Origin of the sequence: Streptomyces sp. NPDC021019 (assembly GCF_044333295.1) — a bacterium.
Classification (GTDB): Bacteria; Actinomycetota; Actinomycetes; order Streptomycetales; family Streptomycetaceae; genus Streptomyces.
This window is the reverse complement of sequence record NZ_JBIRQR010000009.1, coordinates 214,686-236,422: the sequence shown is the minus strand read 5'-3', so window position 1 is coordinate 236,422 and position 21,737 is coordinate 214,686. Positions and strand designations below refer to the sequence as shown.

The 21,737-nt window shown below is 71.8% G+C and carries 20 protein-coding genes; 11 read left to right on the top strand and 9 right to left on the bottom strand.

Features of this window, described 5'->3' with window-relative positions; translation table 11 throughout:
• The first annotated feature begins 221 nt into the window (after window positions 1-221).
• Both ACH4RG_RS33840 and ACH4RG_RS33835 read left to right on the top strand, forming a co-directional pair.
• Window positions 222-1,385 carry a threonine aldolase family protein gene (locus tag ACH4RG_RS33840; RefSeq protein ID WP_398540710.1) on the top strand — a complete coding sequence of 388 codons (1,164 nt, stop codon included), beginning with the start codon at window positions 222-224 and terminating at the stop codon, window positions 1,383-1,385.
• 451 nt (window positions 1,386-1,836) lie between these two features.
• Window positions 1,837-2,949: a DUF5937 family protein gene (locus tag ACH4RG_RS33835; protein ID WP_397925244.1), complete on the top strand. Its 1,113-nt coding sequence runs from the start codon at window positions 1,837-1,839 to the stop codon at window positions 2,947-2,949.
• A gap of 13 nt (window positions 2,950-2,962) precedes the next feature.
• Here ACH4RG_RS33835 and ACH4RG_RS33830 read toward each other — a convergent pair whose 3' ends face one another.
• Window positions 2,963-3,643: a response regulator gene (locus tag ACH4RG_RS33830; RefSeq protein WP_397925168.1), complete on the bottom strand. Its 681-nt coding sequence runs from the start codon at window positions 3,641-3,643 to the stop codon at window positions 2,963-2,965.
• Between the two features lie 159 nt (window positions 3,644-3,802).
• The gene (locus tag ACH4RG_RS33825) at window positions 3,803-5,005 is read right to left on the bottom strand and encodes a sensor histidine kinase (RefSeq protein WP_397925166.1); all 1,203 of its coding nucleotides are present in this window, start codon (window positions 5,003-5,005) and stop codon (window positions 3,803-3,805) included.
• A 96-nt stretch (window positions 5,006-5,101) separates the two neighbouring features.
• Between ACH4RG_RS33825 and ACH4RG_RS33820 the strand changes: the two genes are divergently transcribed.
• Complete coding sequence (locus ACH4RG_RS33820) at window positions 5,102-6,115, top strand: SAM-dependent methyltransferase (RefSeq protein WP_398540709.1); 1,014 nt, start codon at window positions 5,102-5,104, stop codon at window positions 6,113-6,115.
• 52 nt (window positions 6,116-6,167) lie between these two features.
• Window positions 6,168-7,310, top strand: a complete 1,143-nt coding sequence (locus ACH4RG_RS33815) for an NADH-quinone oxidoreductase subunit D (RefSeq protein WP_398540708.1) — start codon at window positions 6,168-6,170, stop codon at window positions 7,308-7,310.
• Between the two features lie 36 nt (window positions 7,311-7,346).
• Here the strand turns inward: ACH4RG_RS33815 and ACH4RG_RS33810 are convergent, their stop codons facing one another.
• From ACH4RG_RS33810 to ACH4RG_RS33795, 4 genes are all read right to left on the bottom strand, one after another.
• On the bottom strand, window positions 7,347-8,444 hold the full coding sequence (locus ACH4RG_RS33810) for a hypothetical protein (protein WP_397925162.1): 1,098 nt from the start codon (window positions 8,442-8,444) through the stop codon (window positions 7,347-7,349).
• Window positions 8,445-8,545: 101 nt separating this feature from the next.
• Window positions 8,546-9,514: an ABC transporter substrate-binding protein gene (locus ACH4RG_RS33805; protein WP_397925160.1), complete on the bottom strand. Its 969-nt coding sequence runs from the start codon at window positions 9,512-9,514 to the stop codon at window positions 8,546-8,548.
• A 63-nt stretch (window positions 9,515-9,577) separates the two neighbouring features.
• The gene (locus tag ACH4RG_RS33800) at window positions 9,578-10,252 is read right to left on the bottom strand and encodes an ABC transporter permease (protein WP_398540707.1); all 675 of its coding nucleotides are present in this window, start codon (window positions 10,250-10,252) and stop codon (window positions 9,578-9,580) included.
• Between the two features lie 3 nt (window positions 10,253-10,255).
• Window positions 10,256-11,017, bottom strand: a complete 762-nt coding sequence (locus ACH4RG_RS33795) for an ABC transporter permease (RefSeq protein WP_397925156.1) — start codon at window positions 11,015-11,017, stop codon at window positions 10,256-10,258.
• 183 nt (window positions 11,018-11,200) lie between these two features.
• Between ACH4RG_RS33795 and ACH4RG_RS33790 the strand changes: the two genes are divergently transcribed.
• Entirely contained in the window at window positions 11,201-12,403 is a 1,203-nt protein-coding gene (locus ACH4RG_RS33790; protein WP_397925154.1) for an ABC transporter ATP-binding protein, read from the top strand.
• Between the two features lie 31 nt (window positions 12,404-12,434).
• Here ACH4RG_RS33790 and ACH4RG_RS33785 read toward each other — a convergent pair whose 3' ends face one another.
• Window positions 12,435-13,556 (bottom strand): alpha/beta hydrolase, encoded by a 1,122-nt coding sequence (locus tag ACH4RG_RS33785; protein ID WP_398540706.1) that lies wholly within the window; start codon window positions 13,554-13,556, stop codon window positions 12,435-12,437.
• A gap of 160 nt (window positions 13,557-13,716) precedes the next feature.
• On the opposite strand from ACH4RG_RS33785, the gene ACH4RG_RS33780 reads away from it, so the two are divergent.
• From ACH4RG_RS33780 to ACH4RG_RS33755, 6 genes are all read left to right on the top strand, one after another.
• Window positions 13,717-15,549, top strand: coding sequence for a phosphatidylglycerol lysyltransferase domain-containing protein (locus ACH4RG_RS33780; RefSeq protein ID WP_397925150.1), 1,833 nt, complete (start codon window positions 13,717-13,719; stop codon window positions 15,547-15,549).
• Between the two features lie 92 nt (window positions 15,550-15,641).
• The gene (gene folP / locus ACH4RG_RS33775) at window positions 15,642-16,439 is read left to right on the top strand and encodes a dihydropteroate synthase (protein WP_397925242.1); all 798 of its coding nucleotides are present in this window, start codon (window positions 15,642-15,644) and stop codon (window positions 16,437-16,439) included.
• Window positions 16,436-16,909 (top strand): nuclear transport factor 2 family protein, encoded by a 474-nt coding sequence (locus ACH4RG_RS33770; protein ID WP_397925148.1) that lies wholly within the window; start codon window positions 16,436-16,438, stop codon window positions 16,907-16,909. Before folP ends, ACH4RG_RS33770 begins: the two co-directional genes overlap by 4 nt.
• Before the next feature lie 188 nt (window positions 16,910-17,097).
• Window positions 17,098-17,457 carry a dihydroneopterin aldolase gene (gene folB, locus ACH4RG_RS33765; protein ID WP_018959729.1) on the top strand — a complete coding sequence of 120 codons (360 nt, stop codon included), beginning with the start codon at window positions 17,098-17,100 and terminating at the stop codon, window positions 17,455-17,457.
• On the top strand, window positions 17,454-18,065 hold the full coding sequence (folK, locus tag ACH4RG_RS33760; protein ID WP_398162415.1) for a 2-amino-4-hydroxy-6-hydroxymethyldihydropteridine diphosphokinase: 612 nt from the start codon (window positions 17,454-17,456) through the stop codon (window positions 18,063-18,065). The genes folB and folK overlap by 4 nt, the downstream gene beginning before the upstream one ends.
• A gap of 146 nt (window positions 18,066-18,211) precedes the next feature.
• The gene (locus ACH4RG_RS33755) at window positions 18,212-18,700 is read left to right on the top strand and encodes a DUF3180 domain-containing protein (RefSeq protein ID WP_361331180.1); all 489 of its coding nucleotides are present in this window, start codon (window positions 18,212-18,214) and stop codon (window positions 18,698-18,700) included.
• A gap of 65 nt (window positions 18,701-18,765) precedes the next feature.
• Here ACH4RG_RS33755 and folE read toward each other — a convergent pair whose 3' ends face one another.
• Complete coding sequence (gene folE, locus ACH4RG_RS33750) at window positions 18,766-19,371, bottom strand: GTP cyclohydrolase I FolE (RefSeq protein WP_018959732.1); 606 nt, start codon at window positions 19,369-19,371, stop codon at window positions 18,766-18,768.
• A gap of 161 nt (window positions 19,372-19,532) precedes the next feature.
• Window positions 19,533-21,590 (bottom strand): ATP-dependent zinc metalloprotease FtsH, encoded by a 2,058-nt coding sequence (gene ftsH / locus ACH4RG_RS33745; protein ID WP_397931307.1) that lies wholly within the window; start codon window positions 21,588-21,590, stop codon window positions 19,533-19,535.
• Window positions 21,591-21,737: the final 147 nt, after the last annotated feature.

Below are 21,737 nucleotides of genomic sequence, written 5' to 3'. Positions count from 1 at the left end.
CCGGACGATTTCTCTGCATGCTACGCCAGCGTTTCGGCGAACCCCTCCGGCCACCCACAGCCTGTGGATAACTTTTCCGCTCGACCCCGCCCCGACCGCTGCCCGCCCTCTGCCGGTCCCCTTCCCGTCCCCGCCCCGCCCCCGGCGGGGCTCCGGACCGGCCGGGACGCCGGGCGCGAATCGGCAGGCGCGCGGATGGCGGACCGGGCGATGATCGTCCCATGGTGACCATGGATGAGCAGGAGCGGCGACGGCGACGGCTGACCGCGTGGCGGGCGTCGCGGCGGACGCTGGCCCGGGTGGGGGCGGACGGCACGCTGGGCGAGCGGCTGGCGGCGCTGGCCTCCGACGCCGCCTCCGTACACGATCTCGAGGACTGGAGCGATGTGTACGGGGGCGGGGTCGTCGCCGAGCTGGAGCGGCGGGTGGCCGCGCTGCTGGGCATGGAGGCTGCGGCGTTCTTCCCGACCGGGACGATGGCCCAGCAGATCGCGCTGCGGTGCTGGGCGGGGCGTACGGGCGACGCGACGGTGGCGCTGCACCCCCTGTCCCACCCGGAGCTGCACGAGGGCGGGGCGCTGGGCGCGGTGAGCGGGCTGCGCACGGTGCATCCGACGTCCGAGCCGAGGCTGCCGAGCGCCGAGGAGGTCCGGGAGTTCCCCGAACCGTTCGGGACGCTGATGCTGGAACTGCCGCTGCGGGACGCCGGGTTCGTGCTGCCGTCCTGGGATGAGCTGACGGCGGTGGTGGAGGCGGCCCGGGAGCGGGACGCGGTGGTCCACTTCGACGGGGCGCGGCTGTGGGAGTGCGGCCCGCACTTCGGACGGGAGCTGTCGGAGATCGCCGCCCTCGCCGACAGCGTGTACGTGTCGTTCTACAAGTCCCTTGACGGGCTGTCGGGCGCGGTGCTGGCGGGCTCCTCCACGCTGGTGGAGGAGGCCCGGGTGTGGCGCCACCGGTATGGGGGCCTGCTCTTCCAGCAGTACCCGGCGGCGCTGTCCGCGCTGCTGGGCCTGGAGCGGGAGCTGCCCCGGCTGCCGGACTACGTGGCGCACGCCAAGGTGGTGGCCGGAGCGGTGGCGGAGGGGTTCGCGGCGTCGGGGGTGCCGTGGTTCCGGGTGCGTCCGGAGCCGCCCCACACGCATCAGTTCCAGGTCTGGCTGCCGTACGGGGCCGACGTCCTGGACGAGGCGTCGGTGCGGCAGGCCGAGGAGACGGGCGTGACGCTGTTCCGGCGCTGGTCCGCCGGGGCGGGCGGGGCGGGCCTGCCCCTGCCGCCCGGGGTCTCGTGCACGGAGATGACGGTGGCGGGGGCGGGCCTTGAGTGGTCGGCCGAGGATGTGCGGGACGCGGTGGCGGGGTTCGTGGGGTATCTGGCGCGGTAAGGGCTTCGTCGGGTGGCCGCACCGGCCTCGGGGTCCTGTCGAGTGGCCGGGCCCCGCCCTCGGGGTTCCGCCCTCGCGGTTCCGCCCTCGGGGTTCCGTCCTCACACGCACGACGGGCTGGGTGTGCCGGGCCCGCTGAGGGTACCCGGCCCGCCGGCTGTACCAGGCCCGCTGGGGGTATCCGGTCCGCCGGCTGTGCCGGGTCCGCCGGCTGTGCCGGGTCGGCGGAGGCTTCGGTACAGGTCGCGCAGGACCGAGCGGTCGTGGCGGCCCGGGGGCGGGGGTGCGGGCTGCGACAGGCGGGCCGTGCGGTGGAGGTCGAGCAGGTGCTGCTGGGTGGCGTTCACGCGGCCCAGCCTGTGCGGGGCACGGCGGCACCGCGCATGGATTGACACCCCCCGTCAAATGGCACGACGGCCCGCCCGCGTACCCCCACTATGGAGAGGTGAGCGTGCACATAGACATCGCGGGCCTGCCCGCCGACCGCGTCGTTTTCGCGACCTCTCCCCTGGCCGAACTGGGCCTCGCCCTGCACGCGCTCTCCGAGCCCGGGCACCACCCGGGGCTGCACGGCTGGGCCACCGCGACCGCGACGGCCCTGGAGCCCGACCTCGCGGACCGGCTGCTGGAGGCGGAGTTCCTCTGGCGGAACACCTACTCCGACATCTTCATGCCGTTCTCCGGGATCCGGGGCGGCGACGGCAGGACCGGAGCGACGCTCGCCGAGGACCTGGACCTGCTGGACAAGCTGGACGACGAACGGTTCGTCGCCGCGGCCCTGGAGTTCACCTGCGCCAGCCATTACGGGGCCGGGTCGCCGTCACCGCTGAACGACACCGGGATGCGGGGCCGCGCTCTGGACCTGGCTGCGGCGCGCGGCCCGCGGCAGATGGACTTCACCCGGCGGCTGCTGGCCGACCCCGCCTCCGTACGCGGCTGGGTCCGGCGGCTCTTCGAGGACTGCGACCAGGCGTTCTTCGCCGACACCTGGCGCAGGGTCTCCGTCCAGCTGGTCGCCGACGCCCGGCACAAGACGGAGCTGCTGCGGCGCAAGGGGCTGGCCGACGCGGTCGGGGCGGTGTCGGCCGCCGTGACGCTGGACGAGGGCGCGGGCCGGATCAACGTCGACAAGCTGTCCGAGGGCCGGACCACCGCCGTCGACCCGGGCGTCGGCCGGGGCCTGACGCTCATCCCGACCAGCTTCGGCTGGCCGCACCTGATGGTGCTGCACGCCCCGGGCTGGCGGCCGGTGATCCACTACCCGGTCCACCTGCCCGACCTGCCCGCGCCCGCCTCCGTGGAACTGCTCCAGCTGCGCCTGGAGGCGCTGGCCCACCCGATGCGGATGCGGCTCTGCCGCAACCTGGCCCGCTCCCCGTACACCACCGGCGAGCTGGCCGACTCCAACGGCATCACCTCCCCCGAGGTCTCCCGCCATCTCTCCATGCTCAAGAAGGCCGGCCTGGTCTCGACGCGCCGCCGCGGCCGCTACGTCCTGCACCAGCTGGACCTGACGGTCGTCGCCCGGCTCGGCAGCGACTTCCTGGAGGGAGTCCTGCGCTGAGCCCGTCAGGCTCTCAGCCCGCGCCGCCGCCTGCCCGGACCAGGCCGGTCTCGTAGGCGAGGACGACGACCTGGACCCGGTCGCGGAGGTTCAGCTTGGTGAGGATCCGGCCGACGTGCGTCTTGACCGTGGCCTCCGAGAGCACGAGCCGGGCGGCGATCTCCCCGTTCGACAGGCCCTGGGCAACCAGGAGCATGACTTCCCGTTCGCGCTCGGTGAGCCTGCTGACGTGCTTGTTCTTCGGCTCCTTGTCGCCGCTGGGAAGCATCGGCGAGAAGCGGTCGAGCAGCCGGCGGGTGGTGGAAGGGGCGACGACCGCGTCGCCGCTGTGCACCGAACGGATCGCGGCGAGCAGCTCGGCGGGCGGCACGTCCTTGAGCATGAAGCCGCTGGCCCCCGCCTTCAGCCCGGAGAAGGCGTACTCGTCGAGGTCGAAGGTGGTCAGGATGAGCACCTTCGGCGGGTCCTGCTGCGCACAGATGCGGCGGGTCGCCTCGACGCCGTCCAGCCGGGGCATGCGGACGTCCATCAGCACCACGTCGACGGCGGTGGACCGCAGGATCTCGATCGCCTCCGCCCCGTCCCCGGCCTCGGCCACGACCTCCATGTCGGGCTGGGCCGCGAGCACCATCCGGAAACCGGTCCGCAGCAGCACCTGGTCGTCGACGAGCATCACGCGGATGGCCGTGGTCATGGGGATCGTGTCCTGTCCTGGGTCGGTCGTGTCCTGCGGTCGGTCGGGTCCTGCGGGCGGTCGGGGCCTGCGGTCGGTCGGGTCCTGCGGGCGGTCGGGTCCTGCGGGCGGTCGTGGTGGTCGCCGTGGTCGTGAAAGGCGGGCCGACCGGGCGGCGGGTCAGCCCGGGGGCTTGAGCGGCAGCAGGGCACTGATCCGGAATCCGCCGCCGGGGCGGGGCCCCGCGTCGAGAGTGCCGCCGACCATGCCGATCCGCTCCCGCATCCCGATCATCCCGTGCCCGGCGCCGTCCGCGCCGCCGTCCTCGTACAGTTCGTGCGCCGCGCCCCGGCCGTCGTCCTCGATCAGCAGCCCGAGGCCGTCGTCGAAGTAGACCAGCCGGACGCTGGCCCCGGCGTCGGGTCCGCCGTGCTTGCGGGTGTTCGTCAGGGCCTCCTGGACGACCCGGTACGCGGTCAGCTCCACGCCGCTGGGCAGCGGGCGGGGGGTGCCCTCCACCTTGAAGTCGACCACCAGGCCGGTCTGCCGCACCTGCGCGACCAGGTCCTCGATCTGCTCCACATCGGGCTGGGGGACGTACTCCCCGCTCTCCGGGGCGTCACCGGTCCGCAGCACCCCGAGCAGCCGCCGCATCTCCGCGAGTGCCTGGCGGCCGGTGCTGGAGATGGTCTCCAGGGCCTGCTTGGCCTGGTCGGGGGCGGCGTCCATGACATAAGCGGCACCGTCGGCCTGGACGACCATCACGGAGACGTTGTGCGCGACCACGTCGTGCAGTTCGCGGGCGATCCGGGCCCGCTCGGCGGCGACCGCGACCTTGGACTGCGCCTCGCGTTCCCGCTCCAGGCGGGCGGCACGCTCCTCCAGCTGGTCGAAGTAGGCGCGCCGGGTCCGCAGCGAGTCCCCGAGCACCCAGGCCAGCACGAACGGCACGGTCATGATGATCGTCACGAAGACCACCTGGGGCCAGGACGCGCCCGGCTCGGCCTCCCACCGCAGCTGGGACAGGGCCGCCGCGCCCAGGCTGCAGACCAGGGCGAGCCGGGACGCCCAGCGCTCACCCACCGTCGCCACGGTGTACGTGATCACCAGCATCGCGAAGTTCCCGATGCCGGGCCGGACGTCGAACACCAGCTGCACGACGCCCACCAGGATGGCGAGCAGCAGCATCTTCTCCGGAACCCTGCGGCGCAGCGCCACCACCGTGGAGAAACCCAGCGCCACCGGAACGGCGACGATCTCCTCGCGACCCGCGTCGTACATGCCCGACGCCATCGACATGCCGGAGAGCCCGAGGAGGAAGACGGCCCAGAAGACGTCGACGCCCGTCGGGTGTCTGCGGATGAAATCGTAGAGGCGCTGCACGTAACCCAGCGTAGGGACAGCGGATCGGTGCCCGGGTCAACCGAAGGGCCGATCCAGGTCCTGGGACCGTACTCCCCAAGGTGGAGACTTGCCTATGTGACGGACGAGTGGCGCGGGTGGCGGGAGGCGGCTCAGGCCGCTCTGTACGGATACGAGGGGTTTTATCGCAGCCGGCTGCGGAGCCCGGAGGGGCCGGCGGGTCACTTCCGTACATCGGTCCATGCCTCGCCCCTTTTCGCTGCGGCGGTGGCCCGGCTGCTGACCGGAACGGCGCGGGAGCTGGGCACCGGCACGGTCGCGCTGGTCGACGTCGGGGCGGGGCGCGGCGAGCTGCTGACCGGAGTGCTGGCCGCGCTGGCCGGGCGGCCCGGCGGACCGGACGTGACCGCGTACGCCGTCGAGGTCGCGGACCGGCCCCCGGGCCTGGACCCCCGGATCGAGTGGTGCGCGGAGCCGCCGGCGGGGGTCACCGGGCTGCTGTTCGCCAACGAGTGGCTGGACGACGTTCCGGCCGAGGTGGCGGAGGCGGACGCGGACGGCGTCCCCCGGTACGTCCAGGTACGGACCTCGGACGGCGCGGAGCGCCTCGGCGCGGCGGTGAGCGGTGCGGACGCGGCCTGGCTGGAGCGCTGGTGGCCGTTGACCGCGCCGGGCGAGCGGGCCGAGATCGGCCGGACCCGGGACGCGGCCTGGGCGCGGGCGGTCGGCTCCCTCACCGCCGGTCTCGCGGTGGCGGTGGACTACGCGCACGTACGGGGCGCCCGGCCGCCCTTCGGAACGCTGACCGGCTTCCGGGGCGGGCGTGAGGTGCGCCCGGTGCCGGACGGCTCCTGCGACCTGACCTCGCACGTGGCGCTGGACGCCTGCGCGGCGGCGGTCCCGTACGCGAGCGCGGAGCTGACCGACCAGCGGACGGCGCTGCACCGGCTGGGCGTCGGCGGCGACCGGCCGCCGATCGGCCTGGCGACGACCGATCCGGCGGGCTATGTACGGGCGCTGTCGGCCGCGGGCGAGGCGGCGGAACTGACGGCCCGCGGCGGCCTCGGTGACTTCGGCTGGCTGCTGCACCGGGTGGAGCCGGTGCGGCCGGATCGCGGGTGCCCCCCGTAGCGGGTCGGCGTCAGGAACCGTGGCGGGTCGGCGTCAGGGAATACTGTCCCGCATGACGGAGACGACGATCGGCATCGGCGGAGCGGCGGAGAGCACCGACATGGTGCTGAACATCGGTCCCCAGCACCCCTCGACGCACGGGGTCCTCCGACTGCGGATCGTGCTGGACGGCGAGCGCGTACAGCACGCGGAACCGGTCATCGGCTATATGCACCGGGGCGCGGAGAAGCTCTTCGAGGCGCGCGACTACCGGCAGATCATCATGCTCGCCAACCGCCACGACTGGCTCTCCGCGTTCTCGAACGAGCTGGGCGTGGTGATGGCCGTCGAGCGGATGCTCGGCATGGAGGTCCCCGAACGCGCCGTGTGGACGCGGACGCTGCTCGCCGAGCTGAACCGGGTCCTCAACCACCTGATGTTCCTCGGCTCCTACCCCCTCGAACTCGGCGGCATCACCCCGGTCTTCCACGCCTTCCGGGAGCGCGAGGAGCTCCAGGCGGTGATGGAGGAGGTCTCCGGCGGGCGGATGCACTACATGTTCAACCGGGTCGGCGGACTCAAGGAGGACGCCCCTGCGGGCTGGGCCGGCCGGGTCCGCGACGCCGTCGCCTCGGTGCGCTCCCGCATGGACGTGTACGAGAACCTCGTCCTCGGCAACGAGATCTTCCGGGGCCGTACGCGCGACGTGGGCGTGCTGTCCGCCGCGGCGGTGCACGCGTACGGGGTGTCGGGGCCGATCGCCCGCGCCTCGGGCGTCGACTTCGACCTGCGGCGCGACGAGCCCTATCTCGCGTACGGGGAGCTCCAGGACACCCTGAAGGTCGTCACCCGGACCGAGGGCGACTGCCTGGCCCGCTTCGAGTGCCTGCTGGAGCAGACCCTCAACTCCCTGGACCTGGCGGACGCCTGCCTGGACCGGATGGCCCACCTGGCGCCGGGGCCGATCAACCAGCGGCTGCCCAAGGTGCTCAAGGCGCCCGAGGGCCACACCTACGCCTGGACGGAGAACCCGCTCGGTGTCAACGGCTACTACCTGGTGTCCAAGGGCGAGAAGACGCCCTACCGGCTGAAGCTGCGCTCCGCCTCGTTCAACAACATCCAGGCGCTCACCGAACTGCTGCCGGGCACCCTGGTCGCCGACATGGTGGCGATCCTGGGCTCGCTGTTCTTCGTCGTCGGCGACATCGACAAGTAGGGGCCCCGGGGCCTTGCCCCGGGAGACCGCGCCTTCTCAGGAGACCGCGCCGCGCAGTTCCGCCACCTCGATCTGCTCGGTCTCGTCGTGCGCGGTGAGGTCGATGACCTTGCCGACGGCCCGGTTGTCGACGGCTCCCGTGCGGTGGGCGGCGAGCGCCTCCTCGCCGACGACGTCCGCGAGGTCCTCGTTCTGCATGGACTCGATCGCGGCGTTCACCTGCTGGGCGTCCGCGATGTTCGCGGCGTTCTGTGCGTTCTCGGCGTTCTGTGCGCCGAAGAAGTCGAAGTTGCCCTGGGGTGCCGGGTTGCGGCGCGCGGCGTACGGGACGACGGCCGAGGCGCCAGGGATCGCGCGCGGCACGGGCACCGACGCGATGGAGGCCGGGGCCTTCGCGTTCGGGAGCGCCGGGGCGGGCAAAGGGGTGGAGGGGCGGCGGTGCTGGTGGTCCCGGTGCTCGCCCGCCCCGGGGGCCGCCGCGTGCTTCCCCTGCGGGCCCTCCCCCTCCGTGTCCTGGCGGCGGTCGCCGACGGCCGGCTGTCGCTTCCGGGCCGCCTCCACCGCCCGGCGGGCCTCCTGGAGCGCCACGTTGCGTGTGAGGTTCATCAGGGCCTCGTCCGCGCGCCGGTACGACTCGGGGGTCGGCGTGGACCGCGCGGGCAGCAGCTCCCTGGGGGCGGCGGCCTCGATGGCGAGCTGCCTGCGGCCCTCCAGCGCGCTGGCCCGCTCGGTCTCGGCGTTGGCGTAGCGGCGCAGCAGTCCGGCGTGCTCCCCGCGCAGTCCCGCGAGCTCGACGCGCTTGCGGCGGAGCTTGGTCTCCAGACGGGTGCGCAGCTCGCGCGACTCCTCCAGATCCTGCTCCAGCTCGGCTATCCGTTCCTCGGCCCGCCATGCGTCACTGGCGCGGGCCCGGGTCAGCTCGGCGACCCGCAGCCCCGCCGCCCGGTCCCAGCTGCGCATCAGATACGCGCCGGTGACGGCGGCGGCCGCCACGGCGGCCACCAGGCCGCGCAGGACCAGGGGCTCGGCCAGGAGCCAGGCGCCGGCGGCACCGCCGACCGACACTCCCGCCACCACGGAGGGGGGCAGGATTCTGTGGAGGGGTGGGGAATGACGGTGGCGTCCACGTGGCATGGCCTGAAATTTACCGTGTGTACGCGCCACTTGGGGGCCGCTCGGCAATCTGTTCCCCGCCGGTTACCTCGCGGCCCCCGAAAAGACCCGTGGTGTGAGCCCTACTTCTTGATCAGCCCCTTCGATTCCAGATACTCCTTGGCCACGTCCGCAGGCTTCGCGCGCTCGGCGTCGACCTTGCGGTTCAGCTCCGCGAGGTCCTCCGTGGTGAGCACGTCGGTGAGCTTTCCGAGCGTGTCGGCGATCTCCGGGGCCCCCGCGTCCCTGGCATTGAGGACCGGCAGGACGTTGTCGGCGTTCTGCAGCTTCTTGTCGTCCTCCAGGAAGACCAGCCCGTCCAGCACCGCGTCCGTCGTGGTCGTCAGGACCAGCTCGACCTTGCCGTCGCGGACGGCCTGCTTGGACTGCGGGGTTCCGACGCCCTTGGGGTCGATACCCGTGACGTCGATGCCGTACGTCTTCTTCAGGCCGGGTGCGCAGAACGGCCGCACCTCACACTCGTCGCCCGCCGCGATCTTCACCTTGAGCTTCGACTTTCCAAGATCGGAAAGGGTCGTGAGCTTGTTCTTCTCGGCGAATTCCTCCGAGACCGCGAAAGCGTTCTGGTCGACGGCCTTCCCGGCCGGGAGCACCTTGAGGCCCAGCGGGCCCGCGAGCTTCTCCAGCGCGGCGACCGTGGCGTCGGCGTCCGGGGAGGCGAGGGGGGTGTTCCGGGCCTTCTCCGCCCCGTTCACCTTGGCGTTGAGGAATTCGGTGATCGTCGCTGCGTACTCGGGGACGACGTCGATCTCCCCCTTCTCCAGCGAGGGCTCGTACAGCTCGCGGTTCTTCACCGTGGTGATCGAGGTGTCGTACCCGGCGTCGCCGAGGATCCGCGCGTACAGCTCGGCGAGCACCTTGGACTCGGTGAAGGAGGCCGAGCCGACGACGAGGGAGCCCTTCTTGCCGTCGCCTCCCGAGGAGCCGGAGCCCTTCTCCTCCTCCAGGCTGTCGCCGCCGCAGGCCGCCAGCGACCCCGCCAGCGCCACCATGCCGAGGACCGCTCCGGCTATCCGCGAGGTTCTGCTCATGTCTGTTCTCCGTCCGAACCGAAAAAGGGTGACCAAAGGGAAGTCGGGGGCCGCCGGGTTCCGTCACGCGGGCCGGCGGCGGCGCAGCGGTGACAGCAGCCGGTCCAGGCCCACGAGCACCCCTTCCACCAGCAGGGCGAGTCCGGCGACCAGGATCGCGCCCGCGAAGACCTGGGCCGTGTCGTAGGTGTTGAACCCGGCGGTGATGATCCGGCCGAGACCGCCGAGGCCGACCATCGCGGCGATCGACGCGGTGGCCACGATCTGGACGGCGGCGGACCGCAGCCCGGTCATGATCATCGGGTAGGCGAGCGGCAGCTCGACCCGGACGAAGAGCTGCCCGCCCGACATCCCCATGCCGCGCGCGGCCTCCACCACGGCCCGGTCCACCTCCCGCATCCCCACATAGGCGTTGGTGAGCAGCGGCGGCACCGCGAACAGCACCAGCGCGATGATCGTGGGCCAGTAACCCGAGTTGCGCAGGGGCGTGACCATGAACAGGGCGAGCACCGCGAAGACCGGGACGGCCCGCCCCACGTTGGAGATGTTCACCGCGAGGGCACCGCCCCTGCCGATGTGCCCCAGATACAGGGCGAGCGGCAGGGCTGTCGCGCAGGCCACCGCGAGGGCGACCCCGCTCACGTACAGATGCTCGCCGAGCCGGTGCGCGGCCCCGCCGTCGCCCGACCAGTTGGCCCCGGTCGTCAGCCAGGTCCAGGCATCGCCGATGACTCCCACGGGTCAGCCCGCCTCCACCTTCGCCGGGGCGGGGAGGCCCGCCGGTCCGTCCGGGTCCGTGCGCCCGGCCCTCTCCGCACCGGCCGTCCCGGGCGCCCGGGATATCCGGGCCCAGGGCGTCAGCAGCCGCTGGAGGCCGAGCAGCAGCAGGTCCGCGGCCACCGCGAGCAGCACGCAGAGGACCGAGGCGGCGAGCACCTGGGCCTTGAAGAAGCTGGGCAGCGCGTCCTCGATGAGATTGCCGAGGCCACCCTTGCCGACGAGCGAGCCGACCGTGGTCAGCGCGACCGTCGACACGGTGGCTATCCGCAGCCCCGCCATCACCGCGGGCAGCGCCAGTGGGAGCTCCACCTCCCACAGCAGCCGCCCCGGCCCGTACCCCATGCCGCGGGCGGCGTCCCGGGCCTCGTCGGGGACCGCTTCGAGCCCGGCCAGGATGTTGCGTACGAGGATGGTCAGCGAATAGAGCACCAGGCCCGTGACGACGAGCGCGGCCGACAACCCGAACAGGGGCAGCAGCAGCGAGAACATCGCCAGCGAGGGCACGGTGTAGAGCACGGTCGTCAGCCCGAGCACCGGCCCGGCGAAGCGCCGGCCCCGGCGGGCGAGCAGCGCCAGCGGAAAGGCGACCGCGAGCCCGATCAGCACCGAGACCACCGTGATCCCGATGTGCTGCACGGTCGCGTCGGTCAACTCCTGGCTGCGGGAGCGCAGATACTCCCCGCAGATCCAGTCGTTCGTCACCAGGCAGTTCTGCTCGGCCACCCGCCCCCACCTCCTGCTTTCGCTCGTCGCCCGGAGTCACGCCCGGATCCCGCCGGGTTCTCCCCCGGATCGCCCCGGATCGAACTGATGACTGGCGAGCCTATCCTCGACCACTGACAATCGCGGAGGCTGTCGCATTACGGCAACACGCCCTTCACAGAACACCCTCCACAATGGGGAACCATGATCCGTTTCGAGCACGTCACCAAGCGTTACGCAGACGGCACCACCGCCGTCGACGACCTTTCCTTCGAGGTCGCCGAGGGTGAACTGGTCACGCTCGTCGGACCTTCCGGTTGCGGCAAGACGACCACCATGAAGATGGTGAACCGGCTGATCGAACCGACCGAGGGCGGGATATTCCTCGACGGGGACGACATATCCACCATCGATCCCGTCCAACTGCGCCGCCGAATCGGCTATGTGATCCAGCAGGTGGGACTCTTCCCGCACAGGACGGTGCTGGAGAACACCGCGACCGTTCCCCATCTGCTGGGCTGGAAGCGCGGAAAGGGACGCGAGCGGGCCGCCGAACTCCTCGACCTCGTCGGACTCGACCCTTCCGTTTATGGCGACCGCTATCCGGAACAGCTTTCCGGTGGCCAGCGCCAACGCGTGGGCGTGGCCCGCGCATTGGCCGCCGATCCGCCCGTTCTCCTGATGGACGAGCCTTTCGGTGCGGTCGATCCGGTCGTCCGCGAACGGCTCCAGAACGAATTCCTGAAACTCCAGGCCCAGGTGCGCAAAACCGTGCTGTTCGTCACGCACGACATCGAGGAGGCCGTCCGCCTGGGCGACCGGATCGCCGTCTACGGCCAGGGCCGCATCGAGCAGTTCGACTCCCCCGCCACCGTGCTCGGAGCCCCCACGACCCCGTACGTGGCCGACTTCGTCGGCGCGGACCGCGGGCTCAAGCGGCTCTCGGTGACGCCCATCGAGGAGAGCGACCTCGACCAGCCGCCGGTCGTCCACCTCGACGACCCGCTGGCCACGGCCACCGAACGGCTCAGGTCCCAGGGCGCGCGCTGGGCGGTCGTGCTCGACGGCCGGAACAACCTCCACGGCTGGATCCCCACCGACGCGACCGCCGGCGCGGCGACCGGCGGCGCACCGGCCACCGCCAAGGGCACCGTCCGCGAACACGCCCGCCGGATGGAGGCCTGGCTCCCGCTCGGGGCGCCCCTCAAGCAGGCCTTCGCCACCATGCTCCAGCACGACGCGGGCTGGATCGCCGTCATCGACAAGGAGAGCGAGGGGCGCTTCCTCGGCGTGCTGACCCCCGCCCGGCTCCACGAGGCCCTGCGCCGCTCCATCGACGCGGACGCCCAGGACGTACCGCGCGCCGAGGTCGCCGTGGAGACGGTCGCGACGATCCCCGCCCCCTAGACGATCCCCACCGGCCAGGGGCCGTCCCGCATCAGTTCTCGCTGAGCCGGGCGCTCAGCCACTCCAGGGCCGGCGGGATCTCCCGCCGCCAGGTCGTGAAGTTGTGCCCGCCGCTGTCGAGCACGATGGAGGACACCTTCGCGGGCGCCTTCACCTTCTCGATGAATTCCATCGTGCTCCCGAGGTTGTCCTCGCCCTCCCTGGACGTCGTCACCAGGAAGGAACCGCCGGACGGCGGCCGGTTCTCCAGGGTCCACATCAGGTCGGCGCGGTCGCGCAGTGCCTCGTTCCCGTGGAACAGGTCGCCCGTCGTCGGGTCCTCGGCCGCTTTGTAGTACGCGGAGAGCCCGGCGCTCGCCGCGTACCGTTCCGGGTGGTGCAGGCCGATCTTCAGCGCGCAGTAGCCGCCGGTGGAGTTGCCGATGATGCCCCAGTTGCGGGCCTTCTCCCCGACCCGGTAGGTCCCCGAGACCGCCTCCGGGAGGTCCTTCGCGAAGAACGTCTCGGTCCGCGGCCCCCCGGGGACGTCCACGCACTCGGTGTCCCGGGGCGGCGCGACCGTCGGCCGCAGCATGACCAGGATCATCGGCCGGGCCTTCCCCGCCTTCACCCGGTCATGCGCCGTCTGCGGGTAGCGCAGCCCCTTCAGCAGGTTCTCCGCCGTGCCCGGGTAGCCGGTGAGGACCACGGCCGCCGGGAACGTCCGCCCGGCGTACGCCGCGCGGAAGTACTCCGGCGGCAGATAGACGTACGCCGGGGACTCGATGCCCGAGGTCCGCCCGGAGACGACCACCTGGTCGATCCGCCCGCCGACCGAGGGCACCCGGCCGCCCGGCACGTCCGGGTGCTGGGTGCCGATCCGCTTCATCTGCCGCGAACCGGCCCCGTTCCCCGCGTGGTCGGTGACCACACCGAGTTCCTGCTGCCGGCCGAAGAGGTCGGCCCAGGAACCGTAGAAGAGGAAGGCGTTGTTGGCGGCAAGACCCACCGCCGCGAACAGCGTCAGCTGGGTCGCCAGCAACAGCCCGACCCGGCCCGACACCGCGGCGGCCCCGGGCCGGGCCAGCCGCGGCCAGAGCCCGACCGTGGCGGCGAACAGCGCGACGGCGACCGCCGCCACGACCGCCAGGACTGCGGAACTGGTGAGACCCATGAGCGTGCTTTCTCCGTGATTCCTTACGCGGGCCGGATACGGGAAATTTCCGGAATGTGGGTGAACCCGCGCTCCACAACCCACGTCCTAGAGGGCGCACATCGTCCGTGGGGCTCCAGCCGGCGGACTCAACGAATCTCTCGCGAAGCCACGGGAAGCGATGTCTGTCACGCTAGATGGGGACAAGTCGGTGTCGGTTCCGCAGCGCGTACGCCGGTTGCTCCGCGGACCGCGCCCCGAATCCGTACCGGCGCTCGTCGGTACCGCCTGCACCGTCGTCGGGCTGATCGACGTCGCCGCCGGGGTCTTCCCCCGCTTCCGGCACAGCCGGATGCACGCCCTCGCCGAGGTGCTCCCCGGGGCGCTCGGCCCGTTCGCCGCCGCGCTCTCGCTCAGCGCGGGCATGCTGCTGCTCCTGCTCGCCCACGGGCTGAAGCGGCACAAGCGGCGGGCCTGGCGCGCGGCGGTGATCCTGCTGCCCGCGGGGGCCGCGGCCCAGTTCGCGTACCGCCACTCGATCGTCGGGGTGCTCGTGTCGCTGGCGCTCTGCTGGCTGCTGGTGCGGCACCGGGACCAGTTCCGGGCGCTGCCCGACCCCCGCAGCCGCTGGCGCGCGCTCGCCAACTTCGTTCTGCTCGGGGCCGGGTCGCTGGGGCTGGGGCTGATCATCGTCAGCGTCCACCCCGGCCGGGTCGTCGGCGACCCGTCCATCGCCGACCGTCTCCAGCACGTGCTGTACGGCCTGTTCGGCGTCGAGGGGCCCGTCGGCTACGCCGGGCGCACCAGCTGGACCGTGGCCTACTCGCTGGGCGCGCTCGGCCTGCTCACCGCCGTCACCACCATCTACCTCGCCTTCCGCCCCGAACACCCGGCCGCCCGCCTCACCGAGGACGACGAGAGCCGGCTGCGGGCCCTCCTGGAGCGGCACGGCGGCCGGGACTCGCTCGGCCACTTCGCGCTCCGCCGCGACAAGGGCGTCGTCTTCTCCCCCAGCGGCAAGGCCGCCGTCTGCTACCGGGTCGTCTCCGGGGTGATGCTGGCCGGCGGCGACCCCATCGGTGACGTGGAGGCCTGGCCGGGCGCGATCGAACGCTTCATGGACGAGGCGCGGGCGCACTCCTGGACCCCCGCCGTGATGGGATGCAGCGAGACCGGCGGCCAGGTCTGGACCCGCGAGACCGGCCTCACCGCCCTGGAACTGGGCGACGAGGCGGTGGTGGACGTGGCGGATTTCTCCCTCGCCGGACGGGCCATGCGGAACGTGCGCCAGATGGTCAAGCGCATCGAACGGAACGGCTACGAGACCCGGGTCCGGCGGGCACGTGACATCGGCGACACCGAACTGGACCGGATCCGCCGCGCCGCCGCCGACTGGCGCGGCACCGACACCGAACGCGGCTTCTCCATGGCGCTGGGCCGGATCGGCGACCCGGCCGACGGAGACTGCGTCATCGCCACCGCCCACCTGACCGGCTCCGGTACGGAGGACTCCCCGGGCGGCGACCTGAAGGCGGTCCTCCACTTCGTCCCCTGGGGGCCGGACGGCATGTCCCTGGAGCTGATGCGCCGCGACCGCTCGGCCGACCCCGGTATGAACGAGCTCCTGATCGTCGCCTCCCTCCAGGCCGCCGAGAAGCTCGGCGTCGCCCGGGTCTCGCTGAACTTCGCGATGTTCCGCTCCGCACTGGCCCGCGGCGAGCGGCTCGGCGCGGGACCGGTCCTGCGCTGCTGGCGGGGGCTGCTGATCTTCCTCTCCCGCTGGTTCCAGATCGAGTCGCTGTACAGGTTCAACGCCAAGTTCAAGCCCCGCTGGGAGCCCCGCTTCGTGGTCTTCCGCACCAGCCGCGACCTGCCCCGCATCGGGATCGCGGCAATGCGGGCGGAGGGCTTCGTGCACCTCTCGCTGCCCCGCCCGTTCCGCCCCCGCCGCCCACGCCCGTGCGGCCACGCCCGGCGCACGCCCCCGGAGCAGCACGAGGTGAGCGCGGCGTAGCGACGTCGTACGGGGCCTAGTCTGGTGGTATGAGTACGACACGCACGCGGGGCACGGTCCGAGGGCTGCCGGAGTGGGACCGCTGCGCGGTCATGGGCGTCGTCAACGTGACGCCCGACTCCTTCTCCGACGGCGGCCGCTGGTTCGACACCGCGGCCGCGGTCAAGCACGGCCTGCACCTGGTGTCCGAGGGCGCGGACCTGGTGGACGTGGGCGGTGAGTCGACCCGTCCCGGCGCCAGCCGGGTGGACGAGGCCGAGGAGCTGCGCCGGGTCGTGCCCGTGGTGCGGGGGCTGGCCTCCGAGGGCGTCCCCGTCTCCGTGGACACCATGCGCGCCCGCGTCGCCGAGCAGGCCGTCGCCGCCGGGGCCGCCCTGGTCAACGACGTCAGCGGCGGCCTCGCCGACCCGGACATGATCCCGGTCGTGGCGGCCGCCGACGTCCCGTTCGTCGTGATGCACTGGCGCGGCTTCAGCGAGTCGATGAACAGCCGCGCGGTGTACGAGGACGTGGTCGCCGAGGTCCTCGACGAGCTGCGGCAGCGGCTGGACGCGGTGATCGCGGGCGGCGTCGCCCCCGAGCGCGTCGTGATCGACCCCGGCCTCGGCTTCGCGAAGGACGCCGCCCACGACCTGTCGCTCGTCGCGCACCTGGCCGGCCTGCACACGCTGGGCCGCCCGCTGCTGGTGGCCGCCTCCCGCAAACGCTTCCTCGGACACGTCCTGGCCGGGCCCGGCTCGGCCCCGCCGCCCGCCCGCGAGCGCGACGCGGCGACCGCGGCCGTCTCCGCGCTGTCCGCGTCGGCCGGAGCCTGGGCGGTCCGGGTCCACGAGGTACGGGCCACCGCCGACGCCGTCCGCGTCGCCCGCGCGGTCGAGGGAGCCGCGTGAACGAGGAACACGCACGGGCCGCCGCCGACATCGCGGAGGTCGAGGCCGCCAACACGGCCTTCTACGAGGCGCTGGAACGCGGCGACCACGACGAGCTCTCCGCCCGGTGGCTGCCGGGCGAGGACCTCACCGTCTCGTGCGTCCACCCCGGCTGGCCGGTGCTCACGGGCCGCGGCGACGTACTGCGCAGCTACGCCCTGATCATGGCGAACACCGAGTACATCCAGTTCTTCCTCACCGACGTCAACATCGCGATGACCGAGGACACCGCCCTGGTGACCTGCACCGAGAACATCCTCAGCGGCGGCCCCGCCGAGGAGGGCAACGCGCTGGGCCCGCTCGTGGGCCAGCTGGTCGTCGCCACGAACGTGTTCCGGCGCACCGCCGACGGCTGGAAACTCTGGTCCCACCACGGGTCGCCGGTGCTGACCGAATCCGATGAGGACGACGACGAGGAAACACCCTCCTGAATGGGTACGGGGCCCGTAGGGGTTGGAACCGGTGACCACCGGGTATGGGCGGCTACCAGCCCGGAGGCGCTGTCCACGGCCCCCACGGGCGAGCACTGTCGGTGCTCGCAGGTAGATTCGAAAGAAGGCACCTCGTCGCCCGCACGCGGCCGGGTGCCTCTCGACCAACGACAGCAGGAGTGATTCGCGTGGATCGTGTCGCGCTGCGCGGCCTCAAGGCCCGTGGGCACCACGGTGTCTTCCCCCGGGAACGGGAAGAGGGCCAGACCTTCATCGTCGACCTGGTGCTCGGCCTCGACACCCGCCCCGCGGCAGCCACCGACGACCTGGCCCGCACCGTGCACTACGGCGTGGTGGCCGAGGAGGTCGTCGACGTGGTGACCGGCGAACCGGTCGATCTGATCGAGACGCTCGCCGAACGCATCGCCCAGCAGTGCCTGAAGCACGAAGGCGTCCAGGAGGTCGAGGTCGTGGTGCACAAGCCGGACGCACCGATCACCGTCCCCTTCGACGACGTGACCATCACCATCATCCGGAGCCGAGCATGACTGCATTTTCCACCGAAGGGCAGAGCGACCCGACCGTACAGCCGGTTCCGACCGCCGTCGTCCGGCAGGTGGACGCCGCCGACGTCACGCTCTCCAACCCCAAGATGGCCGTGATCTCCCTCGGCTCCAACCTGGGCAACCGGCTGGAGACCCTCCAGGGGGCCGTGGACGCCCTGGAGGACACCCCGGGCCTCCGGGTGAAGGCCGTCTCCCCGGTGTACGAGACGGAGCCCTGGGGCGTCGAGGCGGATTCCCAGCCCTCGTACTTCAACGCCGTCATCCTCGTGAAGACGACGCTGCCCCCCGCCTCCCTGCTGGAGCGCGGCCAGGCCGTCGAGGAGGCCTTCGACCGGGTCCGCGAGGAGCGCTGGGGTCCGCGCACCATCGACGTCGACATCGTGGCGTACGCCGACGTCCTCTCCGACGACCCGGTGCTCACGCTCCCCCACCCGCGCGCCCGCGAGCGGGCCTTCGTCCTCGCCCCCTGGCACGACATCGATCCCGAGGCCCAGCTGCCCGGTGCCGGCCCGGTGGCCCAGCTCCTCGCCGAGGTCGGCCGCGACAGCGTCCTGCCCCGCGCCGATCTGGAACTGCGCCTGCCGGAGTAATCGTTAGGGTCTGTCGTTCGGATCAGGCCGGACCCCGCGAGCCCGGCATGCCCGGCATGCTCCAAACGACAGGCCCTAAGCTCGACGGACGGTGGTCCGGCGCACGGCCGGACCCGACACAGGCGGCGCGAAAGGCGGCTCACTCGGTGAAGCAACTACGGCTCGGGGTACTGGCGGGCCTCTTCGCCGCCGCCGGCGTCCTCTCCTGGGGCGGGGCCCGCCTCTGGGACTCCCTCGGCACCCTGCCGAGCGTCCCGCTGGCCGCGTCGATCGTGCTCGCCGTGATCGCGGCGATCCTCCTCGCGACCGCCCTCTCCACCCGCACCCGCCTCCGCGCCCAGCGCGAGCGCCGCCCCGGCGCCAAGGGAGTCGAGCCCCTGTTCGCGGCCCGCGCGGTCGTCTTCGGCCAGGCGAGCGCCCTGGTCGCCGCCCTCGTCGCCGGAATGTACGGCGGCACCGGCGTCTTCCTCCTGAGCTACCTCGACATCCCGCCCCGCCGCGACCAGGCCATCTACGCGGGCGCGGCGGTGGTGGCCGGCATCGCGGTCATCGCGGCCGCGCTCTTCCTGGAACGCGTCTGCCGCCTCCCGGAGGACGGCAACGACCACGACGGCACGGGCGCGGCGGCCGCGTAGACGGATACGGGCGCGGCAGCCGCTCCACGCGGCTGCCGCGCCCGTGCCGCGCGTTCGGGAGGGCGTCAGCGCGCCATGATGAGGCTCATCGCCTCGGCTCGGGTCGCGGGGTCCCTGAGCTGGCCGCGGACCGCGGAGGTGAGGGTCTTCGCCCCGGGCTTGCGGATACCGCGCATGGACATGCACATGTGCTCGCACTCGATGACGACGATGACTCCGCGCGGCTCCAGGATCGACATGAGGGACTCGGCGATCTGCGTCGTCAGCCTCTCCTGGACCTGCGGGCGCCGGGCGTAGACGTCGACCAGCCGGGCCAGCTTCGACAGGCCGGTGATCTTGCCGGTGGAGGCGGGGATGTAGCCGACGTGCGCGACGCCCCTGAAGGGCACCAGATGATGTTCACAGGTGCTGAACACCTCGATGTCCTTGACCAGCACCATCTCGTCGTGGCCCAGGTCGAACGTGGTCGTCAGCACGTCCTCGGGCTGCTGGTACAGGCCCGCGAATATCTCCTTGTACGCCCGCGCCACCCTCCCCGGCGTCTCCCGCAGGCCCTCACGGTCCGGGTCCTCTCCGACGGCGATCAGCAGTTCGCGTACGGCCGCCTCGGCCCGCTTCTCGTCGAATTCGCCGATCGAACCCTGGCCGTCCAGCGTCACCGGGTCGGTCATCTGTGCCTCGTTCCTCTGTGCTGTCCCGCGCGGGTTCGCGCTCAGACCTCGCAGGCATACGGAAAGCCGCGCCCCCACAGGCTAAAACCTGGGGGACGCGGCATCCATTCCGGGACCGGGTCGGCCCCCGTGACGGGGGTCTCACCGGAGTCGGTCCGGGATCAGCTCTCGGGACGCTCCTCGGGGATCGCCTCGGTGGACGGGGCGATGTCCTTCGTCAGGTCCGTCGGGGCGATCTCCGGCGGGGTGGCCGAACCGTTGGCGACCGATGCGCCGTTGGTGAGGGCCAGCTCCTTGGGAGAGAGCACCGGGGGCCGCGTCGACGGGGTGCGTCGGGCGGATCCGGTCCATGCCGGTCGGGCGGGGCGCCGGACGAGCGGGGCGAAGATCTCCGCGATCTCGTCCTTGCCCAGCGTCTCCTTCTCCAGCAGTTCGAGCACCAGGGCATCGAGGATGTCGCGGTTCTCGACGAGGATCTCCCACGCGTCGTTGTGGGCGGTCTCGATGAGCTTCTTGACCTCCTCGTCGACCAGTGCCGCGACCTCTTCCGAGTAGTCGCGCTGGTGGCCCATCTCGCGGCCCAGGAAGGGCTCCGAGTTGTCGCCGCCGAACTTGATCGCGCCGAGGCGCTCCGTCATGCCGTACTGCGTGACCATCGCGCGGGCCGTCGCCGTGGCCTTCTCGATGTCGTTCGCGGCACCGGTCGTCGGGTCGTGGAAGACCAGCTCCTCGGCCGCACGTCCGCCCAGCATGTACGCCAGCTGGTCGAGCATCTCGTTGCGGGTCGTGGAGTACTTGTCCTCCTCCGGGAGCACCATCGTGTAACCGAGGGCGCGACCGCGGGAGAGGATCGTGATCTTGTGGACCGGGTCCGACTGGGGGGAGGCCGCCGCGACCAGGGCGTGTCCGCCCTCGTGGTACGCGGTGATCTTCTTCTCCTTCTCGGACATGATCCGGGTCCGCTTCTGCGGGCCCGCCACGACGCGGTCGATGGCCTCGTCGAGGCTCTCGTTGTCGATGAGCTTCTTGTTGCCGCGCGCCGTCAGGAGCGCGGCCTCGTTGAGCACGTTCGACAGGTCGGCGCCGGTGAAGCCGGGCGTGCGTCGCGCGACGGCGCCGAGGTCGACGCCCTCCGCCACGGGCTTGCCCTTCTGGTGCACCTTGAGGATCTCCAGGCGGCCCTGCATGTCCGGGCGGTCGACCGCGATCTGCCGGTCGAAGCGTCCGGGGCGCAGCAGCGCCGGGTCGAGGATGTCCGGGCGGTTCGTGGCGGCGATCAGGATGACGCCGCCCTTCACGTCGAACCCGTCCATCTCGACGAGCAGCTGGTTGAGCGTCTGCTCGCGCTCGTCGTGACCGCCGCCCATGCCGGCGCCGCGGTGGCGGCCGACGGCGTCGATCTCGTCGACGAAGACGATCGCCGGGGCGTTCGCCTTGGCCTGCTCGAAGAGGTCGCGCACCCGGGAGGCGCCGACGCCGACGAACATCTCGACGAAGTCGGACCCGGAGATCGAGTAGAACGGCACGCCCGCTTCGCCGGCGACGGCGCGTGCGAGCAGCGTCTTGCCCGTACCGGGCGGCCCGTAGAGCAGGACGCCCTTGGGGATCTTGGCGCCGACGGCCTGGAACTTGGCCGGCTCCTGGAGGAACTCCTTGATCTCGTGGAGTTCCTCGACCGCCTCGTCGGATCCCGCCACATCGGAGAAGGTCGTCTTGGGGGTGTCCTTGGTGATCAGCTTGGCCTTGGACTTGCCGAACTGCATGACCTTGGATCCGCCGCCCTGCATCTGATTCATCAGAAACAGGAAGACGACCACGATGAGGACGAAGGGCAGCAGCGAGAGGAGAATCGAGACGAACGGGGACTGCTTCGACGGCGAGACGGTGTAACCCTTCTCGATGTCACCGTCCTCGAACTTCTGCTGCAGCGTGTCGGCGAGCTCGACGCCCTGGTTGCCGATGTAGCTCGCCTGGAACTTGCTGCCGGACTCGCCTTCGAGCTTCTGGCCCTTCTTCAGCTCGATCTTGAGGATTTGTTCGTCACCGGTGGTCAGCTTGGCCTGCTCCACCTGGTTCTTGCTGATCGCCTGGACCACCTTGCCGGTGTCCACCGTCTTGTGGCCGCCGGACGAGCCGACGACCTGCATCAACACGACCACGGCGAGGACGGCCAGCACGATCCACATGACGGGCCCACGGAAGTATCGCTTCACGTCCATCCATACGGAGCGAAGATGCCCCGTCCCTCCTGCCCGTAGGTAAATGCTGCTGTTTGAAAAGACTGTTCTTCGGACGGTACCCCAGCATCGTCACCCGCGACTGCCGGGTACGACGGAGAAACCTGCTTTCGCAGCTTCAACGGCCCG

What these genes read in the sequence shown, in the direction of transcription:
- ftsH (WP_397931307.1), bottom strand. Translation starts at nt 21,590, where the DNA reads ATGGACGTGAAGCGATACTTCCGTGGGCCCGTCATGTGGATCGTGCTG.
- ACH4RG_RS33785 (WP_398540706.1), bottom strand. Translation starts at nt 13,556, where the DNA reads ATGGGTCTCACCAGTTCCGCAGTCCTGGCGGTCGTGGCGGCGGTCGCC.
- ACH4RG_RS33790 (WP_397925154.1), top strand. Translation starts at nt 11,201, where the DNA reads ATGATCCGTTTCGAGCACGTCACCAAGCGTTACGCAGACGGCACCACC.
- ACH4RG_RS33815 (WP_398540708.1), top strand. Translation starts at nt 6,168, where the DNA reads ATGACGGAGACGACGATCGGCATCGGCGGAGCGGCGGAGAGCACCGAC.
- ACH4RG_RS33780 (WP_397925150.1), top strand. Translation starts at nt 13,717, where the DNA reads ATGTCTGTCACGCTAGATGGGGACAAGTCGGTGTCGGTTCCGCAGCGC.
- ACH4RG_RS33840 (WP_398540710.1), top strand. Translation starts at nt 222, where the DNA reads ATGGTGACCATGGATGAGCAGGAGCGGCGACGGCGACGGCTGACCGCG.
- folK (WP_398162415.1), top strand. Translation starts at nt 17,454, where the DNA reads ATGACTGCATTTTCCACCGAAGGGCAGAGCGACCCGACCGTACAGCCG.
- folP (WP_397925242.1), top strand. Translation starts at nt 15,642, where the DNA reads ATGGGCGTCGTCAACGTGACGCCCGACTCCTTCTCCGACGGCGGCCGC.
- folE (WP_018959732.1), bottom strand. Translation starts at nt 19,371, where the DNA reads ATGACCGACCCGGTGACGCTGGACGGCCAGGGTTCGATCGGCGAATTC.
- ACH4RG_RS33830 (WP_397925168.1), bottom strand. Translation starts at nt 3,643, where the DNA reads ATGACCACGGCCATCCGCGTGATGCTCGTCGACGACCAGGTGCTGCTG.
- ACH4RG_RS33805 (WP_397925160.1), bottom strand. Translation starts at nt 9,514, where the DNA reads ATGAGCAGAACCTCGCGGATAGCCGGAGCGGTCCTCGGCATGGTGGCG.
- ACH4RG_RS33810 (WP_397925162.1), bottom strand. Translation starts at nt 8,444, where the DNA reads ATGCCACGTGGACGCCACCGTCATTCCCCACCCCTCCACAGAATCCTG.